Here is a 21,503-nt window from a genome sequence, read left to right on the forward strand (position 1 = left end):
TTCAGAATACCTGAAAGGGCTTTTTTGTTGTAAATATATTTTCTAGAAAGAATAATCGTCTGTCTGACTTTTAACTCCTTCGTGGTTCTCAGAATACTCGTAGCGCTTTTCTACCACATCCTGATGGTTTTTAATGTACTCAACAGTCTCATTTAATCCCTCAGTAAACTTCTCAAAATCTTCTTTGTATAAAAAGATCTTATGCTTTACAAAAACACCGTCCTCCAGTCTTTTCTTGCTTTCGGTTAAGGTTAGGTAGTAATCTCCTGATCTGGTTGCTTTTACATCGAAAAAATAAGTTCTCTTACCTGCCCTTACTTTCTTAGAAAAAACCTCTTCTCTCTCTTTGTTGTCAAATTCTCCCATGGTTGGTATTGATCTTGGTTTTGGTTCGGGTAAATATAAACTAATAATTACTAAAGTTCAAAATGAAATTAAACAGATTGATTTTCTTCCTCCAACAATTGGTTCTGGTACATTTCTGTATAGGCCCCGTTCAGCTGCAATAACTGCTCGTGATTGCCCTGTTCAATGATTTTTCCGTCATCCAGAACAATAATCTTGTCCGCATTTTTTATGGTTGAAATCCGGTGGGCAATTAAAATACTAGTCTTATCTTTCATTATTTTGCCCAGATTTCTGAGGATTTCTTCTTCTGTTCGGGTATCTACCGCCGAAAGGCAGTCGTCAAATATCAATAAACGCGGCTCTTTAATCAATGCCCTGGCTATGGATACACGTTGTTTTTGACCGCCCGAAAGCGTAATGCCCCTTTCTCCGAGCATGGTTTCAAACTTCTGCTCAAAGCCCACAATGTTGTGGTATACAGCTGCGTTTTGTGCCGCATTGTCTATTTCTGCATCTGTAACCTGGTCTAAACCAAAGGCGATATTGTTCTTAATCGTATCTGAGAACAGGAAGACTTCCTGCGGGACAAAGCCGATCTGGCTGCGGTAGTTGTTTAAATTGAGCTGGCAGAGTGATTGCCCGTCAATGCTGATCCTGCCGCTGTCAATGTCATACATCCGCATAATTAAATTGGCCAGGGTAGATTTTCCTGAGCCGGTACGGCCAATTACGGCCACAAACTGCCCCTGTTCAATTTCAAAACTCACATCTTTCAGCGCTTGAATGCCAGTATCCGGATAGGTAAAGCTGACCTGTTCAAATTTAATGTTTCCCTTCAGCAATGGTGTTGTTACATTTTCAGAAACAATCTCGGGTTGCAGCTGTAAAAACTCGTTGATACGCTTCTGAGAGGCAGAGGCGCGTTGAATTAAAGTGGTTACCCAGCCCAGCATGGAAACCGGGAAGGTAAGCTGGTTTACATACACAATAAATTCAGCAATATTGCCTGGGGTAATAGAACCGTTAATAACTTGTATGCCACCAATATAAATGGTAAGAATGGTACTTAAACCTACCAGTAGCAGCATGGTGGGGTAAAAAAGCGCCTGCACCTTAACCAGGCCCATTGCATTGTGCTTATAGCCCTGGCTCTCGGCCGCAAATATTTTTTGGGTATAATCTTCCCTTACGTAAGATTTAATCACCCTTATGCCCGAAAAACGCTCTTGCACAAAACTGGATAGCCTGGAAAGCTGTTCCTGTATCTGTTCACTTTTCTGGTTGATGAGGGTATTCACAAAATAAATGATCAGCACCAGTACCGGAAGGGGAAGCAGACACCAGATGGCCAGGGTAACGTTCACCGAAAACATGGCATAGATGACCAGCAGAAACAGCACAGCAGTGTTGATGGTGTACATGATCGCTGGCCCTACATACATTCTTACCCGGTTTACATCCTCCGTAGCCCGGTTCATCAGGTCGCCCGTATTGTTTCGGCGGTAAAAGCCCAGGCTCAGTTTCTGGTAATGTGCATAAATTTCGTTTTTCATGTCGAACTCTATATGCCTCGACATCAGGATGATGGTTTGCCGCATAAAGAAAAGAAAGAGCCCCCTCAGCAGGTATAACACCAGTACCAGCAAGCCAAAATAGAACAGGCTATAGCTGAAAGTATCGTATACAATTGAAGCACGCTCAAATCCGTTAAACAACCTGTAAACCTGTATGTTTTCTGTGATCAGGTTAAAGGCATGGCCGATTACCTGGGCCGGAACCACACCAAAAATATTGGAGATGATCACAAAAAAGACCCCTGGAATAATCCACCATTTATATTTATAGAAGTATTTGTTTAAAAAACGAAGGTGTTTCATTATGCAGTAAAGTTATCCAAATGAAGGTATTTTTTTTAAACTCTTTGGTTAAAACAATGTAAATAATGTTTTTTTATACTAGTTTTGCGGGATATCTGATAAATAAAATTATATGTCTGGTAATAGTTCTATTGTGAATTCAGTTTTAGATCAATTAAGTGCATCGGGGCACAAGAAAGTCGTTTATTGCAATGATCCCGATACCGGATTAAAAGCAATTATTGCCATTCATGATACCACATTAGGTCCTGCACTGGGCGGAACCCGCATGTGGAGCTATACAACCGAGGCCGAAGCGCTGGAAGATGTGCTCCGCTTATCGAGCGCCATGACCTACAAAGCAGCCATTACCGGCCTAAATTTAGGTGGTGGAAAAGCGGTGATCATCGGTGATTCCAGAAAAGGCAAATCCGAAGCCATGATGCGCAGCTATGGCAGGTTCATTAAAAACCTGAACGGCGAATTTATCACTGCCGAGGATGTAGGTACCACTACCAAGGACATGGAGTACATCCGCATGGAGACCAGCCATGTTACCGGAGTCCCGGAATCACTGGGCGGCGCCGGAAACCCTGCGCCGACTACAGCCAAAGGTGTGTTTTTAGGGATCAAGGCTTGTGTTAAAGAGGTTTTTGGAACCGATATGCTTGCCGGACGCTCGGTTGTGGTACAGGGTATAGGAAATGTTGGAGAGCACCTGGTAGCGTTGCTAAGGGCCGAAAACGTAGAGGTTTACATCAGCGACATCAACGAAGAACGCCTGCAGCATGTAGCGCGTACCTATAAGGCAAAGCCGATCAGCGCTGACAAGATATTCGGCCTGGATGCAGACATTTATGCACCTTGCGCTTTAGGAGCTACAGTTAATGATAAAACCATTAACAAAATGAAATTTGCCATTATTGCAGGTTCGGCAAACAACCAGCTGGCAGATGAAAATGTACACGGACAGCTGTTGCTGGAAAAAGGCATTTTATTTGCACCGGATTACCTGATCAACGCTGGCGGGCTCATCAGCTGCTATTCTGAGCTTACCGGATTTGGTAAAAAACGCACCATGCAGCTTACAGAGAATATTTATAATGCCACAAGAGACGTTATAAAGATGTCTAAAACAGACAATATACCAACCATATGGGCTGCGAACCGTATCGCTGAAAAAAGAATAATAGATATCAAAAAAATAAAATCATCATTTTAATCACCTGGTAATTTACCACTCGTTCTTACATTCATGTTAAATAGAAGGCACTTAAGAATTAAAGCTCTGCAAAACATTTTTGCTTGGCACATGACAGACAAAAGGGATCTGGCTTCCTCAAAGAAAGCGCTCCTGCAAAGTATTGACAATGTATACGAAATGTATATATGGATGCTTTCGCTATTGGTTGAGGTTACAGAATACACAGGAATAGACGCTACAGAGCGTGCCAATAAGCACTTGCCGACGGCAGAGGACCTTAACCCTAACCTGAAACTGCTGAACAATAAGTTTGCAGTTACATTAAAGCAAAATCCGGATTTTAGCGCTGCGGTGCATAAATACAGGATCAACTGGATGGCCGATCCGGAATTTGTAAAAGCCATCTTCAATACGTTAAAGGTTACACCCGAGTATGCAGCTTATCTGGCCGATGAAGACAACAGCCTGGAAGAGTCAAAGACCATCATTAAATTTATATTCAGAAAGATCATCCTGAAAAGCCACAACATTATACAGGCTTTTGAAGATAAGTTTATCAACTGGTCTGTAGATAAGGAGGTCATGCAGGGAATGGTGGCCAAAACCATCAAAAATTTTACATCAGAAGATCCTTTCAAAAATAAGCTGACCCCAATTAGCCAGGATTGGGCAGAAGATGGCAAATTTGTGGAAGACCTGTTTATATATACCCTAAGGAACGATAAAGACTATCAGGCGCTTATTGCAGACAGGACTAAGAACTGGGAGTCGGAGCGTATTGCGCTCATGGATACCATTCTGATGAAAATGGCCATTTGTGAGCTGATGAATTTCCCTTCTATACCGGTTAAAGTAACCATTAATGAATACCTGGACCTTTCAAAAGATTACAGTACGCCGAAAAGTAATTCGTTTATTAACGGTATCTTGGACAAAATTTTGGGCGACCTGAAAAGAACCAATAGCATACATAAAATTGGTCGCGGATTAATAGAAGAATAATATGAAACAAATTTTTGTACTGGCACTGGCTGCTATAACATTTGCATCATGCCAAAACACAGCAAAAACAACTGAGGGATCGGCAAAGACCGAAGCCACAACGGCAGGTGCGCAGAATGGTGCCGATGTATCTGCATCAGCAGATGCTGCGGTGATCAGCTTTGAGAAAGAAAATTACGATTTCGGCAAAATAAACCAGGGCGAAAAAGTAGCCTATAGCTATAAGTTCAAAAACTCAGGTAAAAGTCCGCTGATCATTTTGAATGCAACCGCCACATGCGGCTGTACTGTTCCGGAAGTGCCTAAAGAGCCAATTAAACCAGGCGCTGAAGGTGAAATCAAAGTCGTGTTTGACAGCAATGGTAAATCAGGTCTTCAGGATAAGGTCATTACCGTTACCTCAAATGCACAGCCCCATATCGCCAGCTTGCATTTAACTGGCGAAGTGAAAGAACAATCCAATTAAAAAACGCAAATAATAAATAAACACATATGACATCAGCAATAATTTTACAGGCTCAGGGAAATGGCATGTTAAGTACATTAATACCTATGGTTTTAATCATGGTCGTATTTTACTTCTTCATGATCAGGCCGCAGGTAAAAAAAGCAAAAGACCTTAAAAAAATGGTTGAAGGCTTGAAAAAAGGAGATAAAATTGTAACAACAGCAGGTATCCATGGCCGCATAGCTGATATGAATGAAACCACATTTTTAATTGAGGTAGAAGGTGGTACCAAAATTCGTTTCGATAAAACTGCAGTATCTTTAGATGCAACTAAAGCCGTTGCTCCTAAAGCCGAAGAAGCACCCAAAGCATAGCTTTAAAAACCATTAAATGCAAAAGCCGCATCCTTGTTTGGTGCGGCTTTTGCATTTGAGTATATTTGTTAAAGATATGCCCTTTATCAAACTCACAAAAATTGAGCGGAAACGCTTCCTGGTTTTAATTACCTGTCTGTTGATCGCAATTGCAGCGTGGTTGTTGATGGCACTGGACAATAAATATGTATATACGGCTAAAACGGTTTTAAAATACAACAATATCCCTCAAAAAAAAGCTTTTCACCCTTTGCAGCCTGATACGGTAGACCTCCAGGTTGAAGGTACAGGCTGGCAGCTCCTTTTTGCTAGGCTTAGGGTGAACCCCCCCTCCATATCCATTAGCCTGGAGAAACTCAACAACAGGAACTACATCCTTTTCTCGGAGCAGTTGTTCAATGTAAACAGGCAGCTGGAAACTTCGCAGAAAATCATCTCCGTAAAACCCGATACCCTGTATTTCGACTTTTCCGAAAAGACCGTAAAAAGGGTGCCGGTAAAGTTGATTTCCAATTTGAATTTTAAACAGCAGTACGGGATTTCCAATCCTATTGAAATTATGCCCGATTACGTCACCATTTCCGGACCTGAAGATGAACTGAAAAGGATCAGAGAATGGAGAACAGACTCCTTAAAACTGGATGACCTGCAGGCAACCACCAAAAGTGTAGTGCCCATGATCCAAAGCAGCATGAAAAATGTGAGTATTTTTCCATCCAGTGTAGAGGTTAAGGTACCTGTTGACGAATTTACCGAAAAGGTACTCGAAATACCCCTGAAAATTACCAATAACAGGGAGTATTACAGCATAAAGCTATACCCGAAAAAAGTAAAGGTTACTTTCCTGGTTGCTTTGTCTAAATACAACCAGATCAACGAAGAATTTATAGAGGCCGTGGTAGATATGAACGAATGGAAGGTGTTGAACCACAGTAGTCTGGGTGTTAAAATTGTGCGTTTTCCGGATTACTGTAAATTGCTGCAGGTAGCACCCGGAAAAGTTGATTTTATTGTAGAAAAATAATGCTGAAGATCGGGATAACAGGAGGTATAGGCAGCGGAAAAACCACCGTTTGTAAAGTATTCGAAACATTGGGCATACCTGTTTTTTACGCGGATACGGTGGCCAAACAAATTATGGTGACTGACCAAATACTGGTGGCTGGTGTGAAAAGCGCATTTGGAGCACAAAGCTATGCCGCAGATGGATCGTTAAACAATAAACACATTGCGGCTATTGTATTTAACAATGCCGATGAACTGGCCAGGTTGAATGCATTGGTGCATCCTGCGGTGTTCAGGGCGTTTGACAGCTGGGTGAAGCAGGTTCCGGCAACTGTGCCTTATGTACTTAAAGAAGCGGCCCTGTTATTTGAAAGCGGTTCCTATAAGCTGTGTGATCAGAACATACTGGTGCAGGCACCCGAGGCCGTAAAACTGCAGCGGGTAATGGAAAGGGATGGGGTAACTGCAGAACAGGTTAAAGCGCGTATGGACAAGCAGCTGCCCGATGAAGACAAAATTAAACTGGCCGATCAACTCATAAATAATAACGAGAAAGACTCGCTCATCGTTCAGGTGACCCGACTGCACCGGCTGTTTTTAAATTCCATTGAATGATACTTGATGATTTTATAGTTGCTACCAAAACAGGTTTGTTTTGCAGGTATGGTGACTTTTATTTAGACCCCAAAGAAATTGTAAAACATGCAGTCATTTCACATGCGCATGGCGATCATGCTATAGGAGGGCACCTTTCTGTATATTGTACGGAGGCTACGGCATTGTTTATGAAACACCGCTACAAGAAATTTGCCGGTGAAGCTTTTTACATCAAACCTTACCACTCTTGGTTTGAACTGAACGGGGTAAAGATCAGTTTTTTACCAGCAGGACATATATTGGGTTCTGCGCAGGTTTTAATGGAATACATGGGGGTAAAATACCTTTATACAGGTGATTATAAGCTGCAGCCCGATAAAACCTGTGAGCCCATCGAATTTGTAAAGGCCGATGTGCTGATCACTGAAACTACTTTTGCTGATCCCGGAACAGCACATCCGGTAGCCGAACAGGAAATCCTGAAGCTGAACATTACTCAAAGTAACATTATGCTGGGGGCCTATGCCCTGGGTAAGTGCCAGCGTTTAATTAGTTTGATGAATGACCATTGTATAGAAAAAAGGATACTGCTGCACCACAGCATGCTGCCCTTCGTAAAAATATATGAACAGATGGGGATAGACCTGGGACGCCATGAGCCCTATGACCGTAAGGTGATGAAAAACAACCAGAGTAATATGGTGTACCTGGTTCCACCTATGGTGTTCAATAGCTATTTCAGGGCCGTTAATGTGGTCAGGGCCTTTGCAACAGGCTGGAAGCACCTGCAAAACCAGAATGGGATACAATTGTACATCTCCGATCATGCTGATTGGAACGATATTCTTTTGACAGTGGAAAAGGTACAACCTTTGCAAATATGGACCAACCATGGCAGCGGAGTACAGCTCAAAAAGCATTTCGAAGGAAATTTGGTCGTTAAATTGCTTAACTGATGGAAGAAGGGGTAGATTACTATTTTAACGAAGAGGGTTTGATGGTATTTACCCGGGAGTACCACCTGAAAAGAGGGTACTGCTGTAAGAATAAATGTAAACATTGTCCGTGGGGTTTTGGAAGGGCAAAGTTGAAACAAAAACCGGGAAAAGATAAATAAAGGAAATTCATGATGGAGCTGCAGAAAGAAACGCAAACCACCCGATTTGAGAGCATACACCACCAGGTTATCGTAAATGTACTGCACAGCAGCAACTGGTGTACAGAGAAATTGAGACAAACAATCCTGCCTTTCGATGTAACCACACAACAGTTCAATGTACTGAGAATATTGCGTGGACAGTATCCGCGCAATTCTACCATTAACCTCCTAAAATCGAGAATGCTGGATAAAATGTGCGATGCTTCCAGGATTGTTGACCGGCTGGTGCAGAAAGGACTGGTGCTTAAAGCGCCTAATGCCGAAGACAAGCGCTCGGTAGACATCCTGATCAGTGATAAAGGATTGACATTGCTTAGCGAAATGGATAAAGATGTGAGCCTTTCTGTTCTTATTTCGGATAATTTAACCGAAGAAGAGGCCATTCAGCTCAACGCCCTGCTCGACAAAATGAGGGGTTAATGTGCGTGATGATGGCTGTGCCCTGAGGTATAGAAGCCGATCAGCGCAATGGCTACACCACAGATTACTGCTATCATTTTACGCTTGCTGACCTTATGGTCAACGCTGGATTCAAACAGGATCGTAGTGGATATGTGTAGAAATATCCCGATCACAATACCCATGATCTTGTTGAAATAAGCTTCTACACCACCAATACTGCCATTGCTCAATCCGTAACTTACATAAAAGCCCAATGGCGCCATAATGGCAAAAATACTGATGTAAACAATCACACTGTTCCGGCTGAAATGGCTCTGCACAAGGATACTGGCCAGGGCAAAAGCCGCCGGGATATGATGCAGTGCAATGCCGTAAATCAAGGCGTTGTGCTGGTCTTTTGCCAATGGCATACCCTCCAGAAAGGCGTGGAGGCACAAGCTGATCATGATGCCATAGGGAAACACATGATTGTCGTTATGCTTATGGATATGTCCGTGTTCCACACCTTCAGAAAATTGCTCCAGTAAGATCTGCAATAAAAAGCCGATCAAAATAAATATCCCTATTTCGTCATGGTCCGGGCCGCTGTAAGCCTCAGGGATCAGGTGCAATACTGTAATGGCAAACAGGTAAGCCCCACTAAAAGACAGGATTAACTTTAACAGCTGAGATTTGTCGCTCTTTACCAAAAAGATGGCCGCGCCGCCTAAAAAAGCACTTAGAAATAATATGAGTAATTTCCAGATTTCCATTATTGCTGTGGTTGTATTGTTTGATAAATTTTAGCGGTGCAAAAGCCAATTGCCGTTCCAAGCACTGCACCCACCATAGTGTCTATAGGGTAGTGTACACCAACATAGACCTGTGAAAAAGAAATAATAAATGCCCATGCCAGGCCAATGGGTAACACGGGCTTCCATTTAGGATAAAAAACGAAGATCAGGAAGATGGCTATGGCAAAATGATTGGTTGCGTGGGCCGAAGGAAAGCTATAGCCGCTTCCGCAGGGTACCCTGTGGATAATCTGATCAACCAGGGTCATTTCGTTGCAGGGCCTGATCCGGCCAACCAGCGGCTTGATGATCCTGGATGCCAGTGCATCGCCTATACCAAAAGTTACCAGCAGCATGCCGATGATGTACCAGCCCCTTTTTTTATATTCTATAAAGCTGAAGACCACAATGAAGAGATATAAAGGAGCCCAGAAATACCGGTTGCGCATCAAAGGGAGCAGCCAGTCAAAAAACGGATTGGCCAGGCCCCTGTGTACCTTTAGAAACAGTTCAACATCAAATTGCTGCAAACTTTCTATCATGCTTTTTTGCAGATTAGAATTAATCGTTCCGATTTGTTCTCGTCATACTCGTCCAGACCGTAACTTCCGAATTTGGCGGCAATGCTTAAGCCGCTTTTCTGGAACATGCGCTCAAAATCATCCAGTTTAAAAGCCTGTACACGCTCTTCGAAGGCGAAAGGTTTGTCGCGGTGCTCAAAATTTATATGTTTGATGATCTTTCCGCCAGTCACAAATTTATTGAGGTGGAACTCTATGCCATCAACCGTTTTGGTTTCTTTATGGGTCAGGTTTTTAATGATCTTTTCGGTATTAAAATAGTCGATGACGAGTGTGCCATCGGTTTTAAGCCCTTTTCTGAACGATTTTAAAGCATTTACATGGTCTTTCTCCGTTTCAAAATACCCGAAGCTGGTAAACAGGTTCAAGGCAATATCAAAGTAATTGATAAAACACAGCTTGCGCATGTCGTGTACAAAAAAATGCAGGTGCTTTTGCTCAAACTGCTGGGCATATTTAATATTTTGCTCCGATAGGTCTATCCCCGTTACATCGTAGCCTTTTTTATTCAGGTATATGGCATGCCGGCCTCTGCCACAGGCAATGTCCAGTATCCGAGATTCGGCCGTTGGCTTTAAATAGGCCGATAGGTTGTCAATTAAAAACTCTGCCTCCGCATCGTTACGCTGACTGTAAAGGATGTGATAATAAGGGGAGTTAAACCAGTATTGAAACCATTTGCGCTGCATAGAGCCAGTATTTTTAATGTTTAGAAAAAGACAAATATAGTGTTTTGCTCTGCAACCATGCGGATAATTTAAAAACCAAATGCAATTAAACTGCATTAATCTGATTAATGACCTAAGTTAAATAAATGGTTAGCCTAATTTTTCTTATTTTTGGTAAAAACTAAATAACTTGACACTAATAAAATCAATCTCCGGAATCAGGGGGACGATTGGTGGCATTGCCGGCAATGGTTTAACCCCAATAGATATCGTAAAATTTACAGCAGCCTACGGCTCCTGGGTAATCAACAGAACCAATGTTAAAAAAATTGTACTTGGCCGTGATGCCAGGATCTCTGGTGAAATGGTGAACAACCTGGTCATCGGAACCCTGCAGGGCTTAGGCATTGAAGTCGTAGACCTCGGTCTTTCTACCACACCAACAGTTGAAATTGCCGTGCCTATGGAAAAAGCCGGTGGAGGCATCATTTTAACTGCAAGCCACAACCCTAAACAGTGGAACGCCTTGAAACTGTTAAATGATAAAGGCGAGTTCATTAGCGATGCAGATGGAAAGGAAGTACTTGAAATGGCCGAAAAAGCCGAATTTGAATTTGCAGATGTGGATAGCCTTGGCAAAGTGATCAGCAATGATACTTACCTGCAAAAACACATCGACGTTATCCTTGCACTGCCATTGGTAGATGTGGAGGCCATAAAAAAAGCCAATTTTAAAATTGCAATTGACTGTGTAAATTCTACAGGGGGCATATTTGTTCCTGCCCTGTTGAAAGCACTGGGTGTAGAAACCGTATACGAATTGTACTGTGAACCAGACGGACATTTCCCGCATAACCCTGAACCACTGCCGGAAAACCTGACCGAGATTGCCAAAGTTGTACAAAACAAAAAAGCCGATCTGGGTATTGTTGTTGATCCGGATGTTGACCGTCTTTGCTTTGTCTGTGAAGACGGAGAGATGTTTGGCGAGGAATATACACTGGTTGCAGTAGCGGATTATATCCTTAAAAATACGCCGGGAAATACGGTATCCAACCTGTCTTCGACAAGGGCATTGAGAGACGTGACCGAAAGGGCAGGCGGACAATACAATGCCTCGGCAGTAGGTGAGGTAAATGTGGTGAACCAAATGAAAGCAACACATGCCATCATTGGGGGTGAAGGCAATGGAGGGATCATCTATCCTGAATTGCACTATGGCCGTGATGCGCTGGTTGGGATTGCCTTATTCCTTACACATCTGGCAAAATCTGGTAAATCAATTTCCGTGCTTCGTAGCAGTTACCCGGAATACCACATTTCAAAGAATAAGATTACACTGACCCCGGAAATGGATATCGATGCACTGATGCTCAAGGTTCAGGAAAAATATAGCAGCCAGCCCAATACCACGATTGACGGATTGAAGATCGAGTTTGATAAAGAATGGGTGCACCTGCGCAGGTCGAATACTGAGCCGATCATCCGGATCTATAGCGAAGCCGGCACCGAAACCGTTGCTGAAAGCCTTGCCACAAAGATCATCTCGGATATCAAAGAAATATTAAAACTGAACTAAAAGAACTAACTAACTTATTATTATAAAAATGGAACGCGTCTATTTAGATAATGCCGCGACCACGCCTTTGGATAAGGATGTCATGGCCGAAATGGTTTCCGTAATGAGCACTTACTACGGAAACCCTTCTTCAATACATGCTCAGGGCCGTGAAGTACGTACTTTGATTGAAAAAGCAAGGAAAACCGTTGCAGGACTGCTAAATGCAACGCCTGCAGAGATATTTTTTACCTCTGGCGGTACTGAAGCCGATAATACAGCTATCCGCTGTGGCATTGAGGCTTATGGCATCAGGCATGCCATTACCTCTAAGATCGAACACCATGCTGTAGAGCATACCCTTAACCAGTTGTTAAAACAGGGGCTGATCGATAAACTGAGCTTTGTAGACATTGACCAAAAAGGTAACATCAGTTATGCGCACCTGGAAGAGCTGCTCAAAAACAACAGCCGGTCATTTGTGTCTTTAATGCATGCCAATAATGAACTCGGTACTTTAACGGATATAGAGCGGGTGGGTGCTTTGTGCGAACAATACGATGCCATTTACCACTGCGATACCGTGCAGACCATGGGGCATTATGTGCACGATGTAAGAAAACTGAAAGCGCACTTTATAGTTTGTGCGGCGCATAAACTGCATGGGCCGAAAGGTGTAGGTTTCCTGTTTGTGAACCATAACATTAAAATCCCGCCAATGATTTTTGGTGGAGCACAGGAACGCAACATGCGTGGCGGAACAGAAAATGTATATGGAATTGTGGGACTGGCAAAAGCCCTGGAAATAGCCTATGCCGAGATGGAAAGTCACCGGCAGCATGTTCAGGAATTGAAAGATTACCTGAAAGATAAGCTAAGCAGGGAAATCCCTGATGTGCAGTTCAATGGCGAAACGGCTGCAGATAAAAGCTTATATACTATACTGAACGTTTCATTCCCTGCAATGGATATGGCCGATATGTTGCTCTTTAACCTCGATATCAGTGGCATTTCAGCTTCGGGTGGCAGTGCCTGCTCCTCGGGATCTAATATCGGTTCGCACGTACTTTCGGGTATTAAGTCCGATCCGGACAGGCCTTCTGTACGTTTCTCTTTCAGTAAATACAATACGAAAGCAGAACTGGATTATGTGGTAGAGAAAGTAAAAGAGATTGTAGCAAAAAATGTAGCAGTTTAATTCAACCGCTACATTTTTTATTTAGTTTTTCATCATTTTAATGAAGGCCGCCAGTTTGGCTTTCATCGCTCTGCGGTCTACAATAAAATCTAAAAAGCCATGCTCCAGTACAAATTCTGCTGTCTGGAAACCTTTTGGCAAATCCTTTTTGATGGTTTCTTTAATTACCCTTGGCCCTGCAAAACCAATTAATGAGCCCGGCTCAGCAATGTTGATGTCGCCAAGCATCGCATAAGAAGCCGTTACCCCTCCGGTTGTAGGGTCGGTAAGCAGGGATATATAAGGGATTTTTGCTTCACTCAATAACGCCAGTTTAGCCGAAGTTTTGGCCATCTGCATCAAAGAAAATGCAGCCTCCATCATACGGGCACCACCCGATTTTGAAATCATCAGGAAAGGGATTTTATGTTTGATACTGTAGTCGATAGAACGGGCAATTTTTTCACCTACTACCGATCCCATTGATCCGCCAATGAAGTTAAAGTCCATACAGGCCACAACAAGGTCTTCACCCTCTATTTTGCCATGCGCTGCCCTGATGGCGTCTTTTAAGCCGGTTTTGGCCATGCTTTCTATTAAACGCTCTGTATAGGGTTTGCTGTCCGTAAAGCTCAACGGATCCCCTGAAGTCAGGTTTGGAAACAATTCCTGGAACTCATTATTGTCAAATAGTACCTGAAAGTATTCTTTGGAACCAACCCGCAAATGGTAATTGCAGTATTGGCAAACATATTTATTTTCTAACAGGTCGGCACTGTGCAACGCTTTCTTACAGTTAGGGCACTTATTCCATAAACCATCGGGTGCCTCTTTCTTTTCTTCCGTCGACGTGCTGATACCTTTTTTTTCTCTCTTAAACCAAGCCATGTTACTTATTGAAAAATGCGAGTACAAAGAAACAAAAAAAAATCAGAACACCCTGCGCAAGTTTAGCATAACTTTAATTTGCCCAAACCCATAATTTTCATAACTTCGGCGTATCTAAAATTAAAAATAATGAGTTTAAAAGGCTATAAAGGCGTAATTTACGGAGATGCCGTTCAGGAATTGTTTGAACAGGCAAAAAAACATCAGTTTGCTTTACCTGCAGTTAATGTTATCGGAACCAATTCCATTAACGCGGTGATGGAAACTGCAAAAGCGGTTAATTCACCGGTTATCATCCAGCTGTCTAATGGCGGGGCGCAATTTTATGCAGGTAAAACATTAAATAATGATAATTTAAATGCCTGTGTGTTAGGAGCCGTTTCTGCTGCTAAACACGTTCATTTATTGGCAGAACACTATGGTGTGGCCGTGGTGTTGCATACCGACCATGCAGCTAAAAAGCTGCTGCCTTGGATAGATGGATTGCTGGACCATGGTGAGAAATTTTTTGCAGAACATGGTAAACCACTGTTTTCTTCGCATATGCTCGACCTTTCGGAAGAGCCGATTGAAGAGAATATGGAAATCTCTGCCAGATACCTTGCACGTATGGCTAAAATGGGCATGACCATCGAAATTGAGCTGGGTGTAACCGGAGGTGAAGAAGATGGGGTAGACAACAGTGATGTGGATAGCGCTAAGTTATATACACAGCCTTCTGAAGTGGCTTATGCTTATGAAGAACTGAGCAAAGTAAGTGATAAATTTACAGTAGCTGCTGCATTTGGTAACGTACATGGGGTTTATAAACCAGGAAACGTGAAATTACAGCCGGTAATCCTTAAAAATTCACAGGATTACATTAAAGAAAAATTTGGATTGTCTGCCGAAAAACCTATCAATTTTGTGTTCCATGGTGGTTCTGGCTCTTCTCAGGAAGAGATCAGGGAAGCAATCTCTTATGGCGCCATTAAGATGAATATCGATACTGATATGCAATGGGCATTCTGGGAAGGTGTGCTGAACTATTACAAAGCCAATGAAGCTTATCTTCAGGGGCAGATCGGTAACCCGGACGGAGAGGATAAGCCTAATAAAAAATATTACGATCCCCGTGTGTGGCTGCGCAAAGGCGAAGAGCAGTTTGTTGCCCGCTTAAAACAGGCATTCGATGATCTGAACTGTACCAACGCCAGCGACAAGCTGTAGTTGTTACCGGATTTATTGAACGGCCGCACCAAAACTATGGTGCGGCTTTTTTTGTTTCATTAGGTAGTTGCCTAAATAATGATGACCTTTAGCTTGATCGTACAGGTTTATGAAAAAGAAGCAAGAAAATAACAACAGTTTATTTGAACGTTTTGCCAATGCGGCAACCAAATTTACCGGCAGCTCCCCGGCATTTCTTATCGCTACTGCGATAGTACTGGTGTGGGCACTAACAGGTCCCCTGTTTGATTATTCGGAAACCTGGCAGCTGGTTATCAATACCGGAACCACTATCATTACTTTTCTGATGGTCTTTTTAATCCAGAAAGCACAGAATAAGGATGGAAAAGCCATCCAGCTGAAACTGAATGAACTGATTGCAGCGCATGAAAGAGCCAGTAACAGGATGGTAGATATTGAAGACCTGACAGAAGCAGAACTCGATCAGCTGCATAAATTTTATGTCGCCCTTGCTGAACTGGCAAAAAAGGAAAATGATATTCACTGTTCACATTCCATAGATGCTGCTGAAGAAATCCATCAAATTAAAAGAAAAGTAAAAACCATATTGACAAAAAATCATGGAAGCACTACTGGTAAATAAGGTAAAAACCAAGGAGGAACTGGAAAAGGTATTTGCGGTAAGAAAAAAGGTGTTTGTAGAAGAGCAGAATTGTCCGCCCGAACTGGAATGGGAAAATGAAGAGGAATCGATACACTTTTTGGCTGAAATAAACGGGGAACCTTGCGGTGCCTGCCGCTGGCGTAAAACAGAAGCTGGGTATAAGCTGGAGCGTTTTGCCGTGCTAAAGGAGTTCCGTGGCAAAAGGATAGGACAGGCCCTGGTGGCAGCTGCGCTTGCTGATCTGCCGGAAAGCGCCCATTATATTTACCTCAACGCGCAGTTGGATGCCATGCGCCTGTATTCCAGATTTGGCTTCATTGCCGAGGGGGAGCAGTTTGAGGAAGCCGGTATACAGCACATGAAAATGGTAAAAAAAGCCTAGAGGAATACTTTGGAGGAGTAATCAATTGCTTCCTGCCAGTGTTCCATACTTAAGCCTAAGGGTTCCTTTTGTGCCTGTAAATAGCTGATCAGGTCTTCAGTAGCCATGTTGCCGGTTAAATCATCCGTTGCCATAGGACAGCCCCCAAAACCCTTCAGGGCACTGTCAAAGCGCCTGCAGCCAGTCTCGTAAGCCGCCTGTATTTTTTCATGGCGGGTATTGGGCGTGCTGTGCAGGTGTAACCCAATTTCTACGTCCTCGTAACGCTCCAGTAAGCCTGGTAAAATGGATTTTATCTTCTCGGGCGAAGAGACCCCGGTGGTGTCCGACAAGGCCAGGATACGCACACCATGACCCACCAGCTGATCTGCCCATTGCTCTACGATTTCTGCATTCCATTCGTCCCCATAAGGGTTTCCAAAACCCATTGATAAATAAATCACCGCAGTTTTATTTTGTTTATCGCATAGTTCCAGCAGCTGCTTTACCGTATCCACAGACTGTACTATACTGGAATTGGTATTGCGCTGTTGAAAAGTTTCTGAGATAGAGAAAGGAAAGCCAAGGTAACTGATCTCCCGGTACATCGCAGCGGTTTCTGCACCCCTTAAATTGGCCACTATGGCCAGCAATTTTGACGATGTATTATCCAAATCAAGCTTTGCCAGAACTTCAGCCGTGTCCCGTAGCTGGGGGATAGCCTTTGGCGATACAAAACTACCGAAGTCGATGGTGTCAAAACCAACTTTCAACAGCAGGTTGATATAGGCAGCTTTAATATCGGTAGGTATAAAATCATGGATGCCCTGCATGGCATCCCTTGGGCATTCAACTAATTTAACCGGCTTTTGTTGTTTCATGTACTGCTAGTTCGTCGTCTATACTTTTTTCCTTAAAAAATGGGCGGATGATCAGCCTGGTACCCCTATCGTAGCTAAAATAACTCCATACCCAGTTTACAAATACCACCAGTTTGTTCCTGAAGCCCACCAGCGTCATCAAATGTACGAACATCCAGGTAAACCAGGCAAATACCCCCTGAAAACGGATCTTATGCAGGTCTACCACTGCGCGGTTCCTGCCGACTGTGGCCATGGCACCTTTGTCGAAGTATTTAAAATGTTCTATGGGTTTTTTCTCTATGATATTGATGAGGTTTCTGGCCAATAACTTACCCTGTTGTATTGCCGCCGGGGCTACGCCCGGATGCCCGTTAGGGAATTCTTCTGTAATCATGGCTGCCACGTCGCCGATGGCGTAAATATTGGAGTAACCTTCAACCAGGTTAATTTCATTAACTTTCAGCCGATTTCCCCTTACCACATGTTCGGTGTTCAGGCCATCTAAAACCACGCCTTTAACGCCGGCCGACCAGATTACGGTGGATGAAGGGATGTGCTGCCCATCGACCAGGCTCAACATGGCGCCATCGTAGCCCGATACGCGGGCATTGTTCATGATGGTTACCCCCAGTTCTTTAAGGAAATCGGCTGATTTTTGCTGTGCCTGTACAGACATGGCACCCAGCAGTTCAGGTGATCCTTCGATCAGGTAGATGTTCACATCGTCTATATTCAGATCTGGATAGTCATTTTTAAGCACGTGTTTTTTTAGTTCGGCCAATGCCCCGGCAGTTTCCACACCGGTTGGGCCGCCACCTACCACTACAAAGTTGAGCAGCTGTGCCCGATGCAGTGGATCGGGCGCAATCTGCGCCGCTTCCAGGTTTTGTAAGATCAGGCTTCTCAGGTTAAGGGCTTCAGGAATCGACTTCATGGGCATGGCATTGTGTTCTATTTCTGCCTGCCCGAAAAAGTTACTGGTAGAGCCCGTTGCAATTACCAGGTGATCGTACTCAATCACACCTATGGAAGTTTCAATGGTATTGGCTTCAGGGTTCACCTGATGTGCTTCTGTAACCCTGAAAGTCAGGTTTTTCTGTCCTTTAAAAATCTTACGCAGAGGAAAAGCGATGGAGTCTGCCTCCAGGCCTCCTGTTGCCACCTGGTACAACAGGGGCTGGAAGGTGTGGTAGTTGTGCTTATCCAGCATCATCACGTCTACCGGTTTGTTGCGCAGCTTTTTAGCCAATTCAATCCCTCCAAATCCACCGCCTACAATAACTATTCTTGGTCTGTTGCCCTTTGGGAAATGTTGCTCCATGATCTTGATTTAAGTAAATATACATAACAAACAAAAAGGCACCCAAAAAGGGTGCCTTTATTTATCACGGGTTTGTAATTACTTATTTTTTGTTTTTCACTCTGGCTTCTCCAAGGTCCAGTACAATCGGGGTAGAGATACACAATGATGAATAGGTACCAATGATACGGCCAATCAAAAGGGCGAAAATAAATCCGCGGATGCTGGCACCGCCGAAAATAAAGATTACCAACAATACAAAGAATACTGTTAATGAAGTCAGGATAGTACGGCTCAGTGTACTGTTCAGCGCAAAGTTGATCAGGTTTTCTCTTTCTTTTCCGTGCAAATCTTCTTTACCTTGTTCTGCCAGCTTCTCACGGATCCTGTCAAATACAACTACCGTTTCTGTCATGGTGTAACCCATAACGGTCAGGATCGCTGCGATAAAGTCCTGGCCAATCTCTAAAGAGAAAGGCATCACACCATCTAAGATGGTATAGAATGAAAGTACCAGCAATACGTCGTGGAACAAGGCGATAACCGCACCTAAACCATAGTTCAGCTTCTTGAACCTTACCACGATATAAATGAACATCACCAGGCAGGAGAACAGGATGGCTCCATAAGCACCATATACAATGTCGCTCGCAATGATAGGACCTACCTTCTCATTACTTTCAATGGTATATTTTACGCCTGTTTTAGCCAGACCAGCCTTTAAAGCATTTTCTACAATCTTATCTGCCTGTATGTCAGAGTCAGTAATGTGGAAAGTAGTGGTGATCTTTAACTCATTGTCTGCACCAGCTGTTTTAACGATGGTTTCCGACTCAGGAAATACGCTTGAAAGCTGCGCTTTTACATCTTCTGTATGCATTGCTTTATCGAAGTGAACGATATAGGTACGTCCGCCTTTGAAGTCGATACCCAGGTTCAATCCGCCATTTTTAAAGTAGAAGATAAAACCTAGAACAATAATTACTGAAGATATGGTATAGTATAATTTTCTGTGCCCAACAAAGTTGAAGGCAATGTTTTTAAATGCATGGATGGTTGCTTTGTTGCCAAAAGTAATGTTCGCTTTTTTCTCCAGCAGCGTATCGAATACCAAACGTGAGATCAGTACGGCGCAGAATAAAGAAGAAAGGATACCGATACAAAGGGTAGTGGCAAAGCCCTGAACAGGACCGCTGCCGAAGATGTAAAGGATTACACCCAATACCAGTACGGTTACGTTTGAGTCGATGATAGAAGACATCGCATGTTTAAAGCCCTCTTTGATAGCAACAGGAGTAGATTTACCTAAATTCAGCTCTTCCCTTACCCGTTCAAAGATCAGGATGTTCGCATCCACCGACAAACCGATTACCAATACGATACCGGCAATACCAGGTAAAGTCAATACCGCACCCAGTGATACCAGGACACCCATAATGAAGAACAGGTTGATGACCAAAGCAAGGTTAGCTACCCAACCAGCTTTGTTGTAATACAGGGCCATGAAAATCAGGATCACCACAAAGGCAAGTACGAATGACAGCAAACCATTGTGGATCGCAGCTTCACCCAATGAAGGTCCTACTACAAACTCTCCAACAATTCTTGCCGGGGCAGGCAGTTTACCTGCTTTTAAGATGTTGGCTAAATCCTGTGTATCGTTTTGTGTAAAGTTACCGGTGATCTGGGAAATGCCGTTAGGAATCTCGTTCTGCACCGTTGGTGCCGAATAAACCGTGTTGTCTAAAACAATCGCAATGGATTTTTTATCGTTTACATCTGCAGAAGCTTCTGCGGTAATTTTTTTCCATTTGGCGGCACCATCGCCGGTCATGTACATGGTTACTTCCGGTTTACCGTTCTGACCAAAATCAGCACGGGCATCGCTGATGGCCTCACCACCAAGATCTGGCTTGCCATCTAAAGAAGAAACTTTAATGGCATACAGTTCGAAAATTTTGCTGGTATTGGCTACACCAAGGTCAGCAGGTTTAACACTCCACATGAATTTGTAAGTCTGAGGAATGATAGCCGCGATCTCAGGTCTTCTGAAGAACGCATTTACCTTGGCAGTATCTTTTTGTGCTGCAAAACCAACAACCGGTCCAGGACGCAAAGCCTGTTGTCCGTTTTCGCTCTGGTAGGTTGGAGGCTGTAATACCGCAAATAAAGGATTGGATTTTACAGCTTCGTTATTTTTAACGCTGGCCGAATCTTTGGTATCTGTCTTTTTTGCCAGTCCGGCCAGTTTACTTCCGCTTTTTGCAGCAGTATCCTTTGCGGCTGTTGCAACGGCAGTAGTATCTTTTAAGGTAAGCGCAAGCGTTTTGTTGATGTTCTCCATTACAGGGTACACATCCTGGTTGCTATACACTTGCCAGAATTGTAATTCAGCTGAACCCTGCAGTAATTTATGCACACGGTCTTTGTCCTGCACACCCGGCATCTCGATCAGGATACGATTGGTACCTTCCTGTTTCTGCATGTTCGGACTTACCACACCGAAACCATCAATACGGCTTCTGATGATGATGAACGAACGATCGATTGCACTGGTGGCTTCTTTAGACAAAAAGCTCTTTACTTCATTGTTGCTTGCATTTGGCTTTAGCAGTTTTGCATTGTCCTGGTTAGAGAAGAAATCTACCAGTTGTTTACCTGGAGCAAGTTTCTCATATTCATTTACAAACAAAGTGATGAAATCTTTTCCGCCTGCATTCAGTTGCTGCTGGGCGTTCGATAAGGCCTTGTTAAAATTAACATCATCGGTATTGCCGGCTAATGATTTTACCAGTTCACCTAACGATATTTCCATCGTTACGTTCATACCGCCCTTAAGGTCTAACCCTAAGTTAATTTCTTTTGCTTTACAGAATTGATAATTAAAACCAAAAAGCGGATAAACCGGCACAGTGGCCATCGAGTCTAAATAAGCTTTTTCTTTTTCTACGTCTCCTTTAGCATAAGCTTTTGCGTCTCTTTCCACTTTCGAGGTAACAAAGTTGAATGAGAGAGAATACACACAGACAATACCCAAAAGTATTGCCATAAATTTAATAAAACCTTTACCCTGCATTTGTTTGTAATAATTAGTCTATATCTGCT

General features: G+C 43.2%; 23 protein-coding genes. 14 read left to right on the forward strand and 9 right to left on the reverse strand.

The genetic code is table 11. The features are described 5' to 3' along the window. Positions 1–42: 42 nt before the first annotated feature. Both B9A91_RS21010 and B9A91_RS21015 read right to left on the reverse strand, forming a co-directional pair. A complete protein-coding gene (locus tag B9A91_RS21010; protein ID WP_084241032.1) occupies positions 43–366 on the reverse strand; it encodes a DUF3276 family protein in 324 nt (107 codons plus the stop codon). A 68-nt stretch (positions 367–434) separates the two neighbouring features. Then, entirely contained in the window at positions 435–2,225 is a 1,791-nt protein-coding gene (locus B9A91_RS21015; protein ID WP_084241033.1) for an ABC transporter ATP-binding protein, read from the reverse strand. A gap of 112 nt (positions 2,226–2,337) precedes the next feature. Between B9A91_RS21015 and B9A91_RS21020 the strand changes: the two genes are divergently transcribed. The 9 genes from B9A91_RS21020 to B9A91_RS21055 are packed head-to-tail and all read left to right on the forward strand — an operon-like array spanning position 2,338 to position 8,413. After that, positions 2,338–3,426, forward strand: coding sequence for a Glu/Leu/Phe/Val family dehydrogenase (locus tag B9A91_RS21020; protein WP_084241034.1), 1,089 nt, complete (start codon positions 2,338–2,340; stop codon positions 3,424–3,426). 33 nt (positions 3,427–3,459) lie between these two features. Continuing rightward, positions 3,460–4,410, forward strand: coding sequence for a transcription antitermination factor NusB (gene nusB / locus B9A91_RS21025; protein ID WP_084241035.1), 951 nt, complete (start codon positions 3,460–3,462; stop codon positions 4,408–4,410). 1 nt (position 4,411) lies between these two features. Continuing rightward, positions 4,412–4,876, forward strand: a complete 465-nt coding sequence (locus tag B9A91_RS21030; RefSeq protein ID WP_084241036.1) for a DUF1573 domain-containing protein — start codon at positions 4,412–4,414, stop codon at positions 4,874–4,876. Positions 4,877–4,902: 26 nt separating this feature from the next. Beyond that, the gene (yajC, locus tag B9A91_RS21035) at positions 4,903–5,232 is read left to right on the forward strand and encodes a preprotein translocase subunit YajC (RefSeq protein ID WP_084241037.1); all 330 of its coding nucleotides are present in this window, start codon (positions 4,903–4,905) and stop codon (positions 5,230–5,232) included. A 16-nt stretch (positions 5,233–5,248) separates the two neighbouring features. Then, on the forward strand, positions 5,249–6,256 hold the full coding sequence (locus B9A91_RS21040) for a CdaR family protein (protein ID WP_235012633.1): 1,008 nt from the start codon (positions 5,249–5,251) through the stop codon (positions 6,254–6,256). Next, complete coding sequence (coaE, locus tag B9A91_RS21045; protein WP_084241039.1) at positions 6,256–6,852, forward strand: dephospho-CoA kinase; 597 nt, start codon at positions 6,256–6,258, stop codon at positions 6,850–6,852. Before B9A91_RS21040 ends, coaE begins: the two co-directional genes overlap by 1 nt. Then, complete coding sequence (locus B9A91_RS21050) at positions 6,849–7,790, forward strand: exonuclease (RefSeq protein WP_084241040.1); 942 nt, start codon at positions 6,849–6,851, stop codon at positions 7,788–7,790. Before coaE ends, B9A91_RS21050 begins: the two co-directional genes overlap by 4 nt. Beyond that, on the forward strand, positions 7,790–7,951 hold the full coding sequence (locus B9A91_RS24175; protein ID WP_159451758.1) for a C1orf53 family protein: 162 nt from the start codon (positions 7,790–7,792) through the stop codon (positions 7,949–7,951). Before B9A91_RS21050 ends, B9A91_RS24175 begins: the two co-directional genes overlap by 1 nt. Before the next feature lie 9 nt (positions 7,952–7,960). Then, positions 7,961–8,413, forward strand: coding sequence for a MarR family winged helix-turn-helix transcriptional regulator (locus B9A91_RS21055; protein WP_235012634.1), 453 nt, complete (start codon positions 7,961–7,963; stop codon positions 8,411–8,413). Here B9A91_RS21055 and B9A91_RS21060 read toward each other — a convergent pair. From B9A91_RS21060 to B9A91_RS21070, 3 genes are read right to left on the reverse strand one after another with little or no spacing between them, the layout of a single operon-like run. Beyond that, the gene (locus B9A91_RS21060; RefSeq protein WP_084241042.1) at positions 8,410–9,147 is read right to left on the reverse strand and encodes a ZIP family metal transporter; all 738 of its coding nucleotides are present in this window, start codon (positions 9,145–9,147) and stop codon (positions 8,410–8,412) included. The genes B9A91_RS21055 and B9A91_RS21060 overlap by 4 nt on opposite strands. Further along, complete coding sequence (locus B9A91_RS21065; protein WP_084241043.1) at positions 9,147–9,710, reverse strand: phosphatase PAP2 family protein; 564 nt, start codon at positions 9,708–9,710, stop codon at positions 9,147–9,149. The genes B9A91_RS21060 and B9A91_RS21065 overlap by 1 nt, the downstream gene beginning before the upstream one ends. Beyond that, positions 9,707–10,438 (reverse strand): class I SAM-dependent methyltransferase, encoded by a 732-nt coding sequence (locus tag B9A91_RS21070; RefSeq protein ID WP_084241044.1) that lies wholly within the window; start codon positions 10,436–10,438, stop codon positions 9,707–9,709. The genes B9A91_RS21065 and B9A91_RS21070 overlap by 4 nt, the downstream gene beginning before the upstream one ends. 169 nt (positions 10,439–10,607) lie before the next feature. On the opposite strand from B9A91_RS21070, the gene glmM reads away from it, so the two are divergent. Both glmM and B9A91_RS21080 read left to right on the forward strand, forming a co-directional pair. Continuing rightward, positions 10,608–11,996 carry a phosphoglucosamine mutase gene (gene glmM, locus B9A91_RS21075; RefSeq protein ID WP_084241045.1) on the forward strand — a complete coding sequence of 463 codons (1,389 nt, stop codon included), beginning with the start codon at positions 10,608–10,610 and terminating at the stop codon, positions 11,994–11,996. Between the two features lie 28 nt (positions 11,997–12,024). Beyond that, positions 12,025–13,173, forward strand: a complete 1,149-nt coding sequence (locus B9A91_RS21080; protein ID WP_084241046.1) for a cysteine desulfurase family protein — start codon at positions 12,025–12,027, stop codon at positions 13,171–13,173. 21 nt (positions 13,174–13,194) lie between these two features. Here B9A91_RS21080 and accD read toward each other — a convergent pair whose 3' ends face one another. Further along, positions 13,195–14,040 carry an acetyl-CoA carboxylase, carboxyltransferase subunit beta gene (gene accD, locus B9A91_RS21085; RefSeq protein ID WP_084241047.1) on the reverse strand — a complete coding sequence of 282 codons (846 nt, stop codon included), beginning with the start codon at positions 14,038–14,040 and terminating at the stop codon, positions 13,195–13,197. A gap of 129 nt (positions 14,041–14,169) precedes the next feature. Here accD and fbaA point away from each other — a divergent pair, with 129 nt between their 5' ends. The 3 genes from fbaA to B9A91_RS21100 all read left to right on the forward strand — a co-directional run bounded on the left by fbaA (position 14,170) and on the right by B9A91_RS21100 (position 16,256). Next, positions 14,170–15,249: a class II fructose-bisphosphate aldolase gene (fbaA, locus tag B9A91_RS21090; RefSeq protein WP_084241048.1), complete on the forward strand. Its 1,080-nt coding sequence runs from the start codon at positions 14,170–14,172 to the stop codon at positions 15,247–15,249. 109 nt (positions 15,250–15,358) lie between these two features. Continuing rightward, positions 15,359–15,853: a low affinity iron permease family protein gene (locus B9A91_RS21095; protein WP_084241049.1), complete on the forward strand. Its 495-nt coding sequence runs from the start codon at positions 15,359–15,361 to the stop codon at positions 15,851–15,853. Next, positions 15,831–16,256 carry a GNAT family N-acetyltransferase gene (locus B9A91_RS21100; RefSeq protein ID WP_084241050.1) on the forward strand — a complete coding sequence of 142 codons (426 nt, stop codon included), beginning with the start codon at positions 15,831–15,833 and terminating at the stop codon, positions 16,254–16,256. Before B9A91_RS21095 ends, B9A91_RS21100 begins: the two co-directional genes overlap by 23 nt. Here B9A91_RS21100 and B9A91_RS21105 read toward each other — a convergent pair. The 3 genes from B9A91_RS21105 to secDF form a co-directional block, all read right to left on the reverse strand. Beyond that, positions 16,253–17,116, reverse strand: coding sequence for a hydroxymethylglutaryl-CoA lyase (locus B9A91_RS21105; RefSeq protein ID WP_084241051.1), 864 nt, complete (start codon positions 17,114–17,116; stop codon positions 16,253–16,255). The two genes, B9A91_RS21100 and B9A91_RS21105, sit on opposite strands and share 4 nt — an antisense overlap. Continuing rightward, positions 17,094–18,419, reverse strand: coding sequence for an NAD(P)/FAD-dependent oxidoreductase (locus B9A91_RS21110; RefSeq protein WP_084241052.1), 1,326 nt, complete (start codon positions 18,417–18,419; stop codon positions 17,094–17,096). Before B9A91_RS21110 ends, B9A91_RS21105 begins: the two co-directional genes overlap by 23 nt. A gap of 82 nt (positions 18,420–18,501) precedes the next feature. Beyond that, the gene (secDF, locus tag B9A91_RS21115; protein WP_084241053.1) at positions 18,502–21,474 is read right to left on the reverse strand and encodes a protein translocase subunit SecDF; all 2,973 of its coding nucleotides are present in this window, start codon (positions 21,472–21,474) and stop codon (positions 18,502–18,504) included. Between the last annotated feature and the right edge of the window lie 29 nt (positions 21,475–21,503).

This window comes from Pedobacter africanus, from assembly GCF_900176535.1.
GTDB lineage: Bacteria > Bacteroidota > Bacteroidia > Sphingobacteriales > Sphingobacteriaceae > Pedobacter > Pedobacter africanus.

Bases quoted from the DNA above. Each gene is read 5' to 3' on its own strand.
- B9A91_RS21010 (WP_084241032.1), bottom strand. From the start codon at position 366: ATGGGAGAATTTGACAACAAAGAGAGAGAAGAGGTTTTTTCTAAGAAA.
- B9A91_RS21015 (WP_084241033.1), bottom strand. From the start codon at position 2,225: ATGAAACACCTTCGTTTTTTAAACAAATACTTCTATAAATATAAATGG.
- B9A91_RS21020 (WP_084241034.1), top strand. From the start codon at position 2,338: ATGTCTGGTAATAGTTCTATTGTGAATTCAGTTTTAGATCAATTAAGT.
- nusB (WP_084241035.1), top strand. From the start codon at position 3,460: ATGTTAAATAGAAGGCACTTAAGAATTAAAGCTCTGCAAAACATTTTT.
- B9A91_RS21030 (WP_084241036.1), top strand. From the start codon at position 4,412: ATGAAACAAATTTTTGTACTGGCACTGGCTGCTATAACATTTGCATCA.
- yajC (WP_084241037.1), top strand. From the start codon at position 4,903: ATGACATCAGCAATAATTTTACAGGCTCAGGGAAATGGCATGTTAAGT.
- B9A91_RS21040 (WP_235012633.1), top strand. From the start codon at position 5,249: ATGCAAAAGCCGCATCCTTGTTTGGTGCGGCTTTTGCATTTGAGTATA.
- coaE (WP_084241039.1), top strand. From the start codon at position 6,256: ATGCTGAAGATCGGGATAACAGGAGGTATAGGCAGCGGAAAAACCACC.
- B9A91_RS21050 (WP_084241040.1), top strand. From the start codon at position 6,849: ATGATACTTGATGATTTTATAGTTGCTACCAAAACAGGTTTGTTTTGC.
- B9A91_RS24175 (WP_159451758.1), top strand. From the start codon at position 7,790: ATGGAAGAAGGGGTAGATTACTATTTTAACGAAGAGGGTTTGATGGTA.
- B9A91_RS21055 (WP_235012634.1), top strand. From the start codon at position 7,961: ATGATGGAGCTGCAGAAAGAAACGCAAACCACCCGATTTGAGAGCATA.
- B9A91_RS21060 (WP_084241042.1), bottom strand. From the start codon at position 9,147: ATGGAAATCTGGAAATTACTCATATTATTTCTAAGTGCTTTTTTAGGC.
- B9A91_RS21065 (WP_084241043.1), bottom strand. From the start codon at position 9,710: ATGATAGAAAGTTTGCAGCAATTTGATGTTGAACTGTTTCTAAAGGTA.
- B9A91_RS21070 (WP_084241044.1), bottom strand. From the start codon at position 10,438: ATGCAGCGCAAATGGTTTCAATACTGGTTTAACTCCCCTTATTATCAC.
- B9A91_RS21080 (WP_084241046.1), top strand. From the start codon at position 12,025: ATGGAACGCGTCTATTTAGATAATGCCGCGACCACGCCTTTGGATAAG.
- accD (WP_084241047.1), bottom strand. From the start codon at position 14,040: ATGGCTTGGTTTAAGAGAGAAAAAAAAGGTATCAGCACGTCGACGGAA.
- fbaA (WP_084241048.1), top strand. From the start codon at position 14,170: ATGAGTTTAAAAGGCTATAAAGGCGTAATTTACGGAGATGCCGTTCAG.
- B9A91_RS21095 (WP_084241049.1), top strand. From the start codon at position 15,359: ATGAAAAAGAAGCAAGAAAATAACAACAGTTTATTTGAACGTTTTGCC.
- B9A91_RS21100 (WP_084241050.1), top strand. From the start codon at position 15,831: ATGGAAGCACTACTGGTAAATAAGGTAAAAACCAAGGAGGAACTGGAA.
- B9A91_RS21105 (WP_084241051.1), bottom strand. From the start codon at position 17,116: ATGAAACAACAAAAGCCGGTTAAATTAGTTGAATGCCCAAGGGATGCC.
- B9A91_RS21110 (WP_084241052.1), bottom strand. From the start codon at position 18,419: ATGGAGCAACATTTCCCAAAGGGCAACAGACCAAGAATAGTTATTGTA.
- secDF (WP_084241053.1), bottom strand. From the start codon at position 21,474: ATGCAGGGTAAAGGTTTTATTAAATTTATGGCAATACTTTTGGGTATT.